Raw genomic sequence first — 13,039 nt, forward strand, 5'->3', positions numbered from 1 at the left:
TCCTCCTTCGGGGGGTGCCGCTTGTGTTCGATGCGCCCAGACCGGCACCAGCGGTCTCACGTAACCCGCGTGGATCTCCGACACGAGCGCCGGCTCCGAATCTCTGCGCGATGGGTTGGTCAAAAGGTGCCAATGTTGGCGAAGATCCAATACCAGAACCAGATGACCAAAACGACTCCGCCCCAGGCGAAAATGTATCGCGCGATCTCCCAGATCCAAGCCAACATGCTCGACCTTCTCTCATGTTCCAATGCCGCGGTACTTGATGACGCAAGCGCCGTTTCCCCCGGATCACTTTTTCCCTGGGGTGAATACGACGGGCCGGGCGCGGTAGCCGCGCGTGACCGAGTTGCCGTGAAAGTCGACTGGTAATTCGGGTGTGATGGTGTAGTCGGGGAGGCGATTCAGGACCTGTTCGATGCCGACCCGGAATTCGAGCCGCGCCAGATTCGAGCCTAGGCAGCGATGGACGCCGGCGCCGAACCCAAGGTGGCGGTTTGCTTGCCGGCCCAGGATGCAGTTGTCTGGTTGGTCGAACTCGCGCGGGTCGCGGTTGGCGGCGGCGTAGTTCACCACGACGGTCTGTCCGGGACAGAACTGATGGCCGCTGAGTTTGACCTCCTCTGCGACGGAGCGATTCAGTCCGTGGATCGAACCGGCGTAACGGATGAACTCTTCGATTGCGGTGGGGATCAGATCGGGGTCGCTAACCAAGCGATCGCGGTCGGTTGCCTTGGTGCCGAGATAGTGAAAGGCGAATGACATTGCGCTGGATGTTGTTTCCAGTCCCGCTTGAACCAAGAGCATGACATTGGCGACGACGTCGTCGAACCTGAGTTTCTCCCCGTCGATCTCGACGGAGAGCAACACATCGATGAGGTCGTCCCGCGGCGGTTCGTTGCGACGTTTGTCGATCTCTTCGCGCACCCGCAGGTACAGATTAGTCATCGACGCGTTGCGGATGTCTTCGGTCTCACCATTGACCGCGATGTCGGTGGTCTTGATATAGAACGACACGTCCTCCACCGGCATGCCGAGCAGATACCGGAAAAACACGATCCCGGGTTGCTGCCACGCGACGTCGGCGAGGTCGCCACGACCCGCCTCGACGAACTGGTCGATCAACCCATCGGTGACTGCACGCACCTGCGGCTCCAACTGCTTCATCCGGCCCGGCGAAAAGTACGGATTCAAGAATTTCCGCAGCTGCTGCTGGCGTGGGGGATCGATAGTAATCACGATGTCGCCGAACCACATTAACGAGCCATCCATCGTCAACGGTTTACTTGAGAAACTCTGCCAATTCCGTGCGATCTCGTAACAGTCGTCGTAGCGGGTGGCGACCCACGCACCGCCCGGCGTCGGGCCCACAAACGGAGAATCCTGATGAGTAAACGGCGCTCGCTCCCGCATCACCTCATAGACGTCATATAGAAGTTCCGGGTCGTTGAAATCCTCGTGGCGGAGATCGAGGTTCCGCGCATGCTCCCCCGGCGACTTGTGACCCATGATCAGTCCCTCCCGCCCCGCAGAGGGCCGCCGGCCTCGTTCCAAAACGCCAGTGGGCATCCCGACCGACGTATCCCTGGAGAGGGCCGTAACACCTCAACTGCGCCGCCAGTCGCGGTGCCGTCCACGCGCATTCGCGCCGGCCCTCGAACTTCTTCGCATACGCCCAAGCCGGCGTAGCCAGCACAGTAGATCTTTGCCTGCCACGAGTCAAGTCTCACTCGATAACTCTCCACGCTGATCGCGGCCCGGCCCGCCGCGCGGAACCGAAAGCGTTGCGGCAGAGGAAGTTCCGCAGATCCTCTGCTTCGCGAGACGGCGTGCAATGTCTTGCGATGCACGCGCCCCTTGACGAGCCGGTTAAGCCTGAATCCTGCTGTAGCCACATCTAGGTTGTCAATAACCGACAACGTTGACTTTCGTCAGAGGAGAACACTATTCTCATCTGCACCTGCGACGGAACCGGTGGAGGTGACGTGTCCTACGAGAGCAAAGCCCATCCGATCAAAGTCGGATATCTGATGGACTTCACGCTTGCTGCGGATTTCCCAAAGGAGCTGCTGGACTCGTTTGTCCAGTCCTTAGACCTCGTGTTCGAAGATGCCCTCGAGAAGGGGCTGTTGGATCGGCCCGTAGAGGTGATCTACAAGGAGGTCGAGGGCCTACCCAAGGGGACAGTCAAAGCAGTGATCGATGCCTACGCCGAACTCGTCGATGAGGGTTGCCTAGTCGTGTTCGGCCCTAACATCACTGACAACGTGGTGCCGATGCGTGAGGCGATCGAAGAGCGCTTCAAGGTGCCGGCGATCAGCGTCACTGGGACCGACGACTGGCTGGGTGAGTGGACCTTTTCGTTCCCTCAAGGCTCGATGACCGATGAGCCCATCTTCCTGGCTGACCTCATCGCCAAGAGAGGGTTGACCGCAGTCGGGGTCTTGGTCGAGCAGAACCTGATCGGCGAGACGTACCTGGGCAACTTTCGGCGCGCCTGCGTGCGCAAAGGTCTGCGGATTGTTGCTGAGGCACCGATCGCTCAGACGGCGCAAGACATTCATGCCGCGGTCGGCTCGCTTTACGAGGCGCGGGCCGAGGCGATCGTCCACTTCGGTTTTGGCTTCGGCATCGTTTTGGTCAATCCAGCGCTAGAAGCTGTTGACTGGGATCCGCCCCGCTTCTCGACCACCGCATGGCAGAACGCGTGGATCAATCCGGTGATGTGGCAGGCGTTCATGGGCTGGGTCGGCGTCGACCAATATGACGAAGCCAACCAACTTGGGCAAGACTTCCTCGACCGCTACGAGGCAAAGCACGGCAACCGTCCCGAATATTGCGTTTCCGTGGTCAACCACGACATCGCCTCGACCCTGGTGCGAGCGTTCGCCGATGCCCATCCGCTTAGCCCGCGCGGAGTCAAAGAGGCGCTCGAGCGAGTGAAGATGATGCCCGCGGCCTCGGGTGCGCCCGGTACGCGGGTGTCATTCGGCAAATGGACCCGCCGCGCCTGGATGGGCGCAGGCTACCTCGTCGCCCGCACGTTGGACGCCGACGGCGTCAACTCGCATCTTGTCGACCGATTTGGTCAGGAGTAATCGCATGAGTACCGAAGAATCCACGTCGCGCCCAATTAGCGCCAGGAAGGATTCACCTGCGGGACGGCCACGCTCTGGCAGCGTAGGTGCATGGCTGGCCGGTGTCGGCCTGCTCGCGTTCGTCGGATTGTTCGTTGCGGTTTCACGCACTGCACTCGATCCGCGAGTAGCCAACCCGAACACCGAGGGTAGGCCCCGTCCGGTCGAATACCTCTTCGGAGTCACCAGCTGGATGAATTTGATCCAGTTCGGTACGGCGCTCATGCTTGCGATCCTCGTCGTCGTCTTCATCGTCGGGTGGCGTCGCAACCCCGGTAGTCCGGTAATGCTGATGTTTTTGGTGACGACGCTGATTGTGTGGCAGGACCCCATCATGAATTGGGCGCCATACGCTGTCTACAATCCGGACCTCCTGCACTGGCCGGAGTCCTGGATTCTGATCATGATGTCACCGACGGTCGAACCGTTCATCGTGTTCGGTTACGTGACATTCTATTTCGGGCCTTACTTCGTCGCAGTGCGGGTACTGCGCCGGCTGCAAGCTGCGCGCGATCCGCAGGCTTTCGTCAGCAGGCATCCACTCCTCAGCCTGGGTGGTCTCGTACTGGTCATCGGCTTCGTGTTCGACGCATTCCTCGAAGTCGGCTCCATCAAGACCGGTCTCTACATCTATTCGCAGGTGATCCCATTTGGGTCGATCTATACGGGAACACCGTTCCAGTTCCCGCTGATCTGGGAGTCGCTCGGAGTGACCTTCGTGATGATCCCGGCGGCAATCCTTGTCTACCGCGATGACACGGGAAAGTCGGTGGCAGAAAAGCTGGCTGCGAAGGCCAAGCTGTTCCCGACGAGGCCCGTGCTGAGCACCTTCCTGGTGATGTTTGCGATCATCAACATCTCGTACTTCGCCTACGGTGGCTGGTTCTGGGCGATCAAGGCCAGCGGTGCCGCGACGTCGGTTGCGTGTCCGTGGCCGTATCCGGAAGCCAAGGTCTTCGACCCGCAAGGCTATTACGAGGAGAACGGGGCGAAAGGGCCCTACTCGGTGGGTAAGTGGTCCACCTGGCAGTACGCCCTGCCCCATGGTCGCCCCGACGTGCAGTTGGGCTCCAAGAGCAATCGCTGCGCGACTCAGGCCTCCAGTGGTTGATCGTCGTAGCGTCGTAATCACGGGTGCCTCGCGCGGGCTCGGCTTCGCCTCGGCAGTACGCCTCTATCGCGAGGGATGGCAGGTAATCGCCGCCATGCGGGCGCCTGAGCGGGGGATGGCGCTGTTGCGGGGAGCGACCGGAGCGGCCGAAGACGACGATCGGCTCCTCGGCGTCCAGCTCGATTTGATGGATGCGTCGTCAATTTCAGCGGCTGCCAAGGTGATCGAAGAACGTGTTGGCGCGCCGGACGCGATCGTGCACAACGCCGGAATATCGGCAGCCGGCATGGCCGAAGAAACTGATACAGCGTTGTGGCAGAACATGTTCACCACCCACGTAATCGCACCGGTTGCTCTGACCAAGGCGCTGCTGCCGTCGATGCGGGCGGCAGGGCGGGGCCGCGTCGTGCTTGTCAGCAGTGCGGCCGGCGTGCGCGGCCAGCCAGCCACGGGACCGTACTCAGCTAGTAAGGGCGCGATGGAACGGTGGGGTGAATCGCTTGCATTCGAGGTAGCGCCCTTCGGGATTGGGGTGACCGTTCTGGTCACCGGTACCTACGACACTGAGATCATCACGGACGCAGGCACGACCGACGATCGTGACTTCACCGGTCCCTACGCGCGTCACCATCAGACGATGAACAGCCGCGGCCGGTATGCGATCAAGTTCGCCCGCTCTCCTGAGCGTTTCACCGATGGATTGGTGAACGCACTGGCCGACCACGGCGCCTTCCGCCGCCATGGCGTCGGCCCCGATGCGTCGATGTTGTTGACCTTGAACAGGTTGCTCCCTGCGTCCGGGATGCACCACATGTCGCGAATCATCCTCGGAATTCCTCGTTTCGGCGCGATGCGCGACGGAGCATATCCACTGACAACTACGCAGCGCGTGATGGTCGCTGCCGCCAAAGTGCTCCCGCAGCGGGTCATGACTCAGTTGGCGTCGCTAGCGATGCGATTTTCGCGGACACAGTCCGCACCAAAGGAGGGTGGAAGCGATGACTGAGGCAACGACGGTCACGTTCGAGTCGAAGATGATGATCGACGGCGAGCTCGTCGACGGTGAGTCAGGCACGTTCACCAACATCAATCCGGCAAATGAAGACGTGCTCGGTGAGGTTGCGGATGCGTCCAAAGCCGATATGAATCGTGCGATCGATGCGGCGCGGCGATCGTTCGACGAGACCGACTGGTCGACCAATCGCGCGTTGCGGAAGCGCTGCCTTTTGCAACTGCACGACGCCATTCAAAGCGAGCTGGAAGAACTGCGCGAAGAACTCATCCTCGAGGTCGGCGCGCCCAGAGCGGTGACGCATGGTCCGCAGCTGGACGCGCCCCTGGAGGATGGGTTGAAGTTTCCGGCGCGGTTGATTGATTCTTTCGACTGGGAAACCGATCTCGGCGATGCGGTGGTGTCGTTGACCGGTGTGAACTCCGCTCGCAGAGTGTGGCGTGAGCCGGTGGGTGTGGTCGGCGCGATTATCCCGTGGAACTTCCCGTTCGAGGTGACGATCAACAAGCTCGGGCAGGCACTGGCCACAGGCAACACCGTGGTGCTCAAACCCGCCCCCGACACGCCGTTCAACGCTACCCGTTTGGGACGTTTGATCGCCGAAAAGACCGACATACCAGCCGGAGTCGTCAACGTGGTGACGGCGTCGGATCATCTCGTCGGTGAAGAGCTGACCTTGTCGCCGAAGGTCGACATGATCTCATTCACCGGATCCACGGCAGTGGGTAAACGCATCATGGAAAAGGGTGCGGGCACGATGAAGCGATTGTTCCTCGAACTTGGGGGAAAGTCGGCGACCATCGTGCTCGAGGACGCCGACTTCCCCACAGCGTGTCTGATCGGCATCGGTCCGTTGATGCATGCCGGCCAGGCGTGTGCGGCGCCGACGCGAATCTTGTTGCCGCGCAGCCGTTACGCCGAAGGTGTAGCGATTTTGCAGGGGATCTACGAAAACGTCAAAGCCGGCGACCCCCAGGACCCGGCCACCCTCTGTGGGCCAATCGTCTCAGCCAAACAGCAGCAACGCATTCTGGGTTACATACGTAAGGGTGTCGATGAGGGCGCGACCATGCTCGTCGGCAGCACAGAACCTCCGAGTGAGTTCGAGAAAGGGTTCTGGGTCAATCCGACCCTGTTCACCGATGTCGACAACTCGATGACCATTGCTCAGGAAGAGATCTTCGGGCCGGTGCTGGTAGCGATCCCCTACGACGACGAAGACGACGCGGTCCGTATCGCGAATGACAGTGCTTACGGTCTGGCCGGCATGGTCATGTCGGGGTCGACGGAGCGGGCATTGGCGGTAGCGCGCCGACTCCGTGCGGGGTTCATCGGGCTCAACGGCACCGCAGGGTACGGCGCCGACATGCCCTTCGGGGGCTACAAGCACAGCGGTGTAGGACGCCAGAACGGACTGGCGGGATTTCACCAATACACAGAGATCAAATCCGTGGCTTACCCCGCGAATTGACAGGAGCGAGATGTCAGAGCTATTCGACGAACTTGAAGACTTCGCGGCATTCGACGACGTCGTATCGGGCGATGTCCGCGAGCCGTACCCGGAGTTGGCAAAACAGCGTCACGACACTCCGATTCAACGAATCGATATGTCGACGATGCCCGGTGAGGAGGGCAAGCCGGTCTTCATCGTCTACCGCCACGAGGACATTCAGACGATGCTGCGTGACCACGAGACCTTCTCCTCGAGTGCCGTGATTCAGATATTCGGCGATGTTCTGGGCCACGGGGTGATGCTAGGCATGGATGAGCCCGTCCACGGCCGGCTGCGTTCGCTCGTGACCAAGGCATTCACCCAAAAGGCTTTGGCGCGTTGGGAAGACGAGATCGTCGGTCGCATCGGTAACGAACTGATCGACGGGTTTGCCGGCGACGGTGCCACCAACCTGGTGAAAACCTTCACGTTCCCGTATCCGAGCCGCATCATTGCCGCACTCCTCGGCCTCCCGGAGGAGGACTTCCCGCAGTTCCAGCGCTGGTCGGTGTCGATGTTGAGTTACACCATCAATCCCGAACGAGGATTGGCGGCGTCAAAGGCCCTCGTCGAGTACTTCACTCCCATTCTGGAGGCTCGCCGGGCGGAGCCTCGCGAGGATCTGATCAGTAGCCTCGCAGCCGCCGAGATCGACGGCGAAAAGCTTGCTGACGAAGACATTTACTCCTTCATCCGGCTGCTGCTTCCGGCTGGCGTGGAAACTACGTACCGTTCCCTGGGCAACTTGCTCTTTGCGCTACTCACCCACCCTGACCAGCTTGACGCCATCCGCGCCGACCGAACTCTCATACCGCAAGCCATCGAAGAAGGCGTGCGATGGGATGCGCCTCTGCTCAACATCACTCGCGTCGCCACTCGTGACACCCAATTGGCCGGAGTGCCCATCCCGCAAGGATCATCGGTGATGCCCATGCTCGGCGCAGCGAACCGCCAAGAAGATCGGTATACCAAACCTGATGACTTCGATATCTTCCGGCAGGCGAAGGTCCCCATCAGTTGGGGCTACGGAGTCCACGTCTGCCTCGGGATGCACCTGGCCCGACTTGAGATGCGCACTGCCATCAACCTGTTGTTGGATCGGCTACCCAATCTCCGCCTCGACCCTGACGGTGACGACCCGCACATTCGCGGCATGGTCTTCCGTTCACCGACGTCGCTGCCGGTGTTGTTCGACCCGGCCTGAAAGGATTGAAAGAAGCGCATGACCGACTTTGACGCAGTTGACTTTTTCACCGACGAAGATCTGGTGTCGGACCCCTACCGGTACTTCGACTTTCTACGGTCCCGATGTCCGGTGTCGAAGGCCACTCCCTTGAACGTCATGGCGGTCACAGGTTACGACGAAGCTATCGCGGTTTACAAAGACCCGGCCTTCTCGTCGTGCAACTCGCTCGCGGGCCCTTTTTCTGGATTTCCTTTTGGTCCCGACGGAGCCGACGATGTCTCCGATTTGATCGAGGAGTATCGCCACATCGCCCCGATGGCCGAGCACATCTCGAATCAAGACCCGCCGCTGCACACCCGGACCAGAAGCCTGATGAACAGGTTGATCACCCCCAAGCGCCTGAAAGAGAACGAGGAGTTCATGTGGCGGCTGGCGGATGAGCAACTGGACACATTCATCGAACGAGGGAGCTGCGAGTTCCTGGCAGACTACACAAAACCCTTTTCCCTGCTCGTCATCGCTGATCTGTTGGGCGTCCCTCAAGAAGATCATGAAGAGTTCAAAGCGCAATTCGGTGCCCAAGTCGCGGGCGAGCTCGGGGAGGGAACAACGGCTCACAATCCCCTGCAATGGCTCAACGAGAAGTTCTACGCCTACATCGAGGACCGCAGGCGCTCGCCGCGCGGTGACGTGCTGACCGAGTTGGCCCAGGCGAAGTACGAAGACGAGTCGACGCCCGAGATCGAGGACGTGATGAACTTATCGACGTTCCTCTTCGCCGCGGGAACCGAGACGACCACCAAGCTGGTCAGCGCAGCAGTACGTGTCGTCGGCGAGAACCCGGAGCTCCAGGCGTCCCTTCGCGAGGACCGAGCGAAGATTCCGGCTTTTCTCGAGGAAACGTTGCGCCTGGAAAGCCCTGTCAAGGCTCACTTCAGAATGGCCCGCAAGACGACCAACGTCGGCGGCGTGGAGGTGCCTGCGGGGACAACGGTCATGCTGCTGCCGGGAGCATGCAACCGTGATGACCGAAAGTTCGACGATCCCAACACATTCGATGTCAATCGATCGAATGTACGCGAACAGATTGCCTTCATTCGCGGCGTTCACTCTTGCCCTGGTGCTCCGTTGGCGAGGGCAGAAGGCCGGATCTCGATGAACCGAATCCTGGACCGTATGGCCGATATCGGACTTTCGGAGGCACACCACGGCCCGGCGGGTGCGCGCCGCTACGAGTTTGAGCCGACCTTCATCCTGCGCGGCCTCCGCGAACTGCACGTGACCTTCACCCCTATCGGCTGAATCGAGAGAACCTATGTCGGAAACTGTTCTGGTCACGGGCGGGTTGGGGCTGGTGGGCTCAGAAACCGTGCGGAGATTGGTCGAAATCGGTCAACGCGTGGTGGCTACAGATCTCGACACGAAAGCCAATCGGAAAGCCGCTGCGAGACTGCCGAGAGGTGTTGAATTCCGGCCGGCCGACCTCACCGATTCCGGGCAAGTGCGGCGTCTCCTCGCCGAGGTAGCTCCAGACGCGATCATCCATCTCGCGGCAGTGATCGCACCCGCGATCTACCCGATACCCAAGGTCGCGCGACGGGTGAACGTGGACGCCACTGAGAATCTGGTCCGCCTTGTCGAGGCGCTACCAAAGCAACCGCGATTCGTCCATGCCTCGAGCATCACCGTAATGGGTCCCCGGAATCCGCACCGCACAACGCCTCCGCTGAGGGCGGACCAACCGATGCGGCCCTACGACGTCTACAGCGGGCAGAAGTCCGAGGGCGAAGAGATTGTGCGGGGATCCAAGCTGGAGTGGGTGGTGCTGCGCCTGGGCGCAGTGCTCAGCCCGGATATGGGGGCATTGCCGGTCACCACTGATGCGATGTACTTCCAAGCCGCACTGCCCAGCGACGGTCGGGTGCAGACCGTCGACGTTCGCGACGTCGCCTGGGCGTTTGCTGCGGCCACCACCGCCGACGTCGCCCGCGAGATCCTGCTGATCGGCGGCGACGATTCCCACCGACTGACCTACACCGAGGTCACCTCGGGCCTCGTTGCCGCTCTGGGTATTCCGGGCGCCATGCCAGCGGGCCGGCCCGGCGATCCGAATAGCGACGACGACTGGTTCGTCACCGACTGGATGGACACCACTCGCGCCCAAGAGGCGTTGCAGTTTCAGCATCATTCGTGGTCCGACCTGACGGCCGAGTTGGCGGAAAAATACCGGCTGTTGCGCTACCCGGGCCGGCTCCTCGCCCCGATCGTGCGACGCGTCATGGCGCGACGGTCACCGTATCGAAAGGTACCGGGTCAGTACGCCGACCCGTGGGGTGCAATTCGCGCCAAGTTGGGCGAGCCTGCATGGGATCAACCCGACGCTTGACCCCGACGGCATAGCGTTCACCCCGGGCGCAATGCAGCCATCGCGGGCGGCCGGAAGTGCACGTGGTGAGAAAGGACATTCATGCGAGTGCCTCGTGCTGTCGCAAAGTTCAATCAACGTGTCACTAATCCCGTGGCTCGCTCGCTCACCCCATGGCTTCCATGTCTCGGGACGCTCGAGCACACGGGACGCAAGTCAGGCAGGCGCTATCGAACGCCCCTCTTGGTTTTCAAAACCCCAGACGGCTTCGTCATTCTCATCGGCTACGGGCTTCAATCGGACTGGCTCAAGAACGTATCGGCCGGCGGACCGACAGTGCTGCACAAGCGCGGAAAGGCTGTCGCGCTGGCCAACCCGCGGCTCGTCAGTAAGGCTGAGGCCGCACCCCTCATCAGACCGGCGCCCCGAATGTTTTATCGTCTGTTCCCCTATAACGAAGCAGCATTGGTGCTGACGAAAACCGCCTAGGCGCACTGACTTCAATCACTCGTCGCGCGTCCCAGCAGGACCGCAGTCACCAGGGAACTTGCGGGTGCCACGTCGATGAGCTCAGCCGGTATGGCACGACCGAGGCGTGCCATCTCGCTGCGACTGTCGAGGGAGTCGGTGACCCACCCGTGGTCGGTAAGCCACGACGCGGTGTCGGTAGCGTCTTCGTGTTTGATGAACGCCGTTACGTCAACGTCGACGCCTAGAACATCATCAATATCTGCGGCCCCATCTTTCCATCGTTGCAGGCGTTTCTTGCCGAAGTGAGTGGTTGCATGGTGATAGACCTCCGCCGCCAGCCGACTGTTATTTGCACTCAATCGGTCTACCGTTCGGAAAAGTCGGTCGTGCTCGCTGGATGACAGGTAAGGGAGAAGCCCCTCGACGACCCAGGCGGTAGGCATCAACTCGTCAAATCCGGCTTCCGTCAGCGCGATGGGCCAGTCGTCATTGCGGAGATCGACTGCGACTGAATGAATTTCGGCAAGTGGAGTTAGGCCGTGCGCGCCGAGAGTGGATTGCTTGAACTCCTGTACTGCTGGCTGGTCGATCTCGTAGACATGGACACCGGACAGACACGACAACCTATACGCCCTAGCGTCCAAGCCGGCCGCCAATATCACCACTTGTTCGATGCCGTCTTCAGTTGCCGACGCGCAGAACTCATCGAAGAACACGGTTCGAGTCGCTACATATTCTCGGCCAATTATCGCGGTGCGTCGTCCAAGCTCATCCTGCGAACCCATCCAGGAGAGATCGCCCCGAGCCATGGTCATCCATCCCGGCTCGTTCACGGCTGCTACCAGAATTGCGGCGAACTCGTCACGCACAAGGGGGTGTTGTTGTGCGGTCTCAGCAGCGCGCTGGGCGGCAACCGTTAGCGCGGTTGCTCCGAGATTTGTGGTTATATCCCAGCTTTCGCGCGCATCCTCAGTCATGTCGCAGACGCGGCCGGGACCAGCGCACTGATGTCTTCGCCTTGAAGGAGTTTGATTGTGAGGTTGAGATCGAAATAGTCCGTCCATCGGGTGATTTTGCCGTCATCTCCAACCTCGAAAGTTCCCATCACGGGAACGGCTGGCTTGGCTCCATCGGGAGTCTGGATGTAGTCGAGGCGTTCGGTCAGCACGACTGAACCGTCATTAGCGATGTTGACGATTTCGAATGCATAAGCGTCCGGGAACATCGAGAACTGCGCGCTCATGTTTTCGACGATGGCGTCGACTCCGGTGAAGGCTGGCATACCGACGTTTTGATAAACAGCGTTGTCAGCCAGCAAAGGGCGCAGAGCATCGGGATCGCGGCGTTCCATCAGGGCGCAGAACTCGCGGACCACCTCAACGGGGTTAGACATGGCGAACCTCCAATTTCTACGGACAACTAGGACACCCCACATGTCACCTGTATGTGACATACGCACTGTATGTCACATACATACTGTATGCAATACGCTATGGAAATGGCTCCAAGCGACGAGAGGCTCGATCCGAAGGCGCGACGCGCCGCACAAGCAGCGGCAACTCGCGCTGCACTGATCAGTGCTGCGGCGAGGCTGTTTGTCGACAAGGGGTACCACCACACCGGCACTGAGGAAGTTGTCGCCGAGGCCGATGTCGGCACGCGGGGTGCCCTCTATCACCACTTCGCCGACAAACACGCGCTTTTCGAGGCGGTGTTCATCGCGGTCGAAGAGGATCTCGTTTTGGAGGCCGCCAAGAACTTGGCCGATCCAGCAGACGGCGCATTCAACCAGTTGCGCCAGGGGCTCATTGGGTTCCTCGATGCATCGCTTACGCCCCAGGTTCAGCGGATTCTGCTGATCGACGGTCCTGCCGTCCTGGGCTGGCCCAGATGGCGCGAACTAGAAAGCGTGTACGGACTCGGAGCAATCCGCGCCATGCTCGAACGCGCCATCGAAGAAGGCGACCTAGCGGCTGGTCAGCCTGTTGCTGCACTCGCCCATATGCTTCTCGCCGCAGCGGAGGAAGCGGCGATGTTCATCGCAAATGCACCCGATCAGCAGGACGCGCGAAACGAGAGCGTCCAGGCGCTCAACGGGCTGTTGAACGGACTCCAGTCGCGCTAGTTCAAAGCAGGAGGTCTGCACAGTCACGGATTCAACCCGTCGACTTTCGACGACCATGCACCGGTATGGTGGGCCCGTTGCATCGGTGTCGGGACCCGTCATCGTGGCGCCGCTGTGGTGACTCAGATCAGAGCAACCGG

The 13,039-nt window shown here is 60.6% G+C and carries 12 protein-coding genes; 9 read left to right on the plus strand and 3 right to left on the minus strand.

Annotation, left to right across the window (positions count from 1 at the left end; translation table 11 throughout):
• Nucleotides 1–291 precede the first annotated feature (291 nt).
• On the minus strand, nt 292–1,509 hold the full coding sequence (locus AC5Y43_RS12055; RefSeq protein ID WP_499972609.1) for a cytochrome P450: 1,218 nt from the start codon (nt 1,507–1,509) through the stop codon (nt 292–294).
• A gap of 476 nt (nt 1,510–1,985) precedes the next feature.
• Here AC5Y43_RS12055 and AC5Y43_RS12060 point away from each other — a divergent pair, with 476 nt between their 5' ends.
• The 8 genes from AC5Y43_RS12060 to AC5Y43_RS12095 all read left to right on the plus strand — a co-directional run bounded on the left by AC5Y43_RS12060 (nt 1,986) and on the right by AC5Y43_RS12095 (nt 10,792).
• Complete coding sequence (locus AC5Y43_RS12060) at nt 1,986–3,098, plus strand: ABC transporter substrate-binding protein (RefSeq protein ID WP_499972612.1); 1,113 nt, start codon at nt 1,986–1,988, stop codon at nt 3,096–3,098.
• A gap of 4 nt (nt 3,099–3,102) precedes the next feature.
• Nucleotides 3,103–4,248, plus strand: coding sequence for a spirocyclase AveC family protein (locus tag AC5Y43_RS12065; protein ID WP_499972613.1), 1,146 nt, complete (start codon nt 3,103–3,105; stop codon nt 4,246–4,248).
• A complete protein-coding gene (locus AC5Y43_RS12070; protein ID WP_499972614.1) occupies nt 4,241–5,254 on the plus strand; it encodes an SDR family oxidoreductase in 1,014 nt (337 codons plus the stop codon). Before AC5Y43_RS12065 ends, AC5Y43_RS12070 begins: the two co-directional genes overlap by 8 nt.
• Nucleotides 5,247–6,731 carry an aldehyde dehydrogenase family protein gene (locus tag AC5Y43_RS12075; RefSeq protein WP_499972616.1) on the plus strand — a complete coding sequence of 495 codons (1,485 nt, stop codon included), beginning with the start codon at nt 5,247–5,249 and terminating at the stop codon, nt 6,729–6,731. Before AC5Y43_RS12070 ends, AC5Y43_RS12075 begins: the two co-directional genes overlap by 8 nt.
• 10 nt (nt 6,732–6,741) lie before the next feature.
• Nucleotides 6,742–7,956, plus strand: coding sequence for a cytochrome P450 (locus AC5Y43_RS12080; RefSeq protein WP_499972618.1), 1,215 nt, complete (start codon nt 6,742–6,744; stop codon nt 7,954–7,956).
• Between the two features lie 18 nt (nt 7,957–7,974).
• Nucleotides 7,975–9,240 carry a cytochrome P450 gene (locus AC5Y43_RS12085; protein WP_499972622.1) on the plus strand — a complete coding sequence of 422 codons (1,266 nt, stop codon included), beginning with the start codon at nt 7,975–7,977 and terminating at the stop codon, nt 9,238–9,240.
• Nucleotides 9,241–9,253: 13 nt separating this feature from the next.
• On the plus strand, nt 9,254–10,324 hold the full coding sequence (locus AC5Y43_RS12090; RefSeq protein WP_499972623.1) for an NAD-dependent epimerase/dehydratase family protein: 1,071 nt from the start codon (nt 9,254–9,256) through the stop codon (nt 10,322–10,324).
• Between the two features lie 81 nt (nt 10,325–10,405).
• Entirely contained in the window at nt 10,406–10,792 is a 387-nt protein-coding gene (locus tag AC5Y43_RS12095) for a nitroreductase family deazaflavin-dependent oxidoreductase (RefSeq protein WP_499972624.1), read from the plus strand.
• Nucleotides 10,793–10,803: 11 nt separating this feature from the next.
• On the opposite strand, the gene AC5Y43_RS12100 is transcribed toward AC5Y43_RS12095, so the two are convergent.
• Nucleotides 10,804–11,751, minus strand: coding sequence for an SAM-dependent methyltransferase (locus AC5Y43_RS12100; protein ID WP_499972626.1), 948 nt, complete (start codon nt 11,749–11,751; stop codon nt 10,804–10,806).
• On the minus strand, nt 11,748–12,167 hold the full coding sequence (locus AC5Y43_RS12105) for a limonene-1,2-epoxide hydrolase family protein (protein WP_499972628.1): 420 nt from the start codon (nt 12,165–12,167) through the stop codon (nt 11,748–11,750). Before AC5Y43_RS12105 ends, AC5Y43_RS12100 begins: the two co-directional genes overlap by 4 nt.
• A gap of 105 nt (nt 12,168–12,272) precedes the next feature.
• Here AC5Y43_RS12105 and AC5Y43_RS12110 point away from each other — a divergent pair, with 105 nt between their 5' ends.
• On the plus strand, nt 12,273–12,899 hold the full coding sequence (locus AC5Y43_RS12110; protein ID WP_499972630.1) for a TetR/AcrR family transcriptional regulator: 627 nt from the start codon (nt 12,273–12,275) through the stop codon (nt 12,897–12,899).
• The last annotated feature ends 140 nt before the right edge of the window (nt 12,900–13,039 follow it).

The organism is Mycobacterium sp. NGS57, from assembly GCF_059812405.1.

Bases quoted from the DNA above. Each gene is read 5' to 3' on its own strand.
- AC5Y43_RS12055 (WP_499972609.1), bottom strand. From the start codon at position 1,509: ATGGGTCACAAGTCGCCGGGGGAGCATGCGCGGAACCTCGATCTCCGC.
- AC5Y43_RS12065 (WP_499972613.1), top strand. From the start codon at position 3,103: ATGAGTACCGAAGAATCCACGTCGCGCCCAATTAGCGCCAGGAAGGAT.
- AC5Y43_RS12075 (WP_499972616.1), top strand. From the start codon at position 5,247: ATGACTGAGGCAACGACGGTCACGTTCGAGTCGAAGATGATGATCGAC.
- AC5Y43_RS12080 (WP_499972618.1), top strand. From the start codon at position 6,742: ATGTCAGAGCTATTCGACGAACTTGAAGACTTCGCGGCATTCGACGAC.
- AC5Y43_RS12085 (WP_499972622.1), top strand. From the start codon at position 7,975: ATGACCGACTTTGACGCAGTTGACTTTTTCACCGACGAAGATCTGGTG.
- AC5Y43_RS12090 (WP_499972623.1), top strand. From the start codon at position 9,254: ATGTCGGAAACTGTTCTGGTCACGGGCGGGTTGGGGCTGGTGGGCTCA.
- AC5Y43_RS12095 (WP_499972624.1), top strand. From the start codon at position 10,406: ATGCGAGTGCCTCGTGCTGTCGCAAAGTTCAATCAACGTGTCACTAAT.
- AC5Y43_RS12100 (WP_499972626.1), bottom strand. From the start codon at position 11,751: ATGACTGAGGATGCGCGCGAAAGCTGGGATATAACCACAAATCTCGGA.
- AC5Y43_RS12105 (WP_499972628.1), bottom strand. From the start codon at position 12,167: ATGTCTAACCCCGTTGAGGTGGTCCGCGAGTTCTGCGCCCTGATGGAA.
- AC5Y43_RS12110 (WP_499972630.1), top strand. From the start codon at position 12,273: ATGGCTCCAAGCGACGAGAGGCTCGATCCGAAGGCGCGACGCGCCGCA.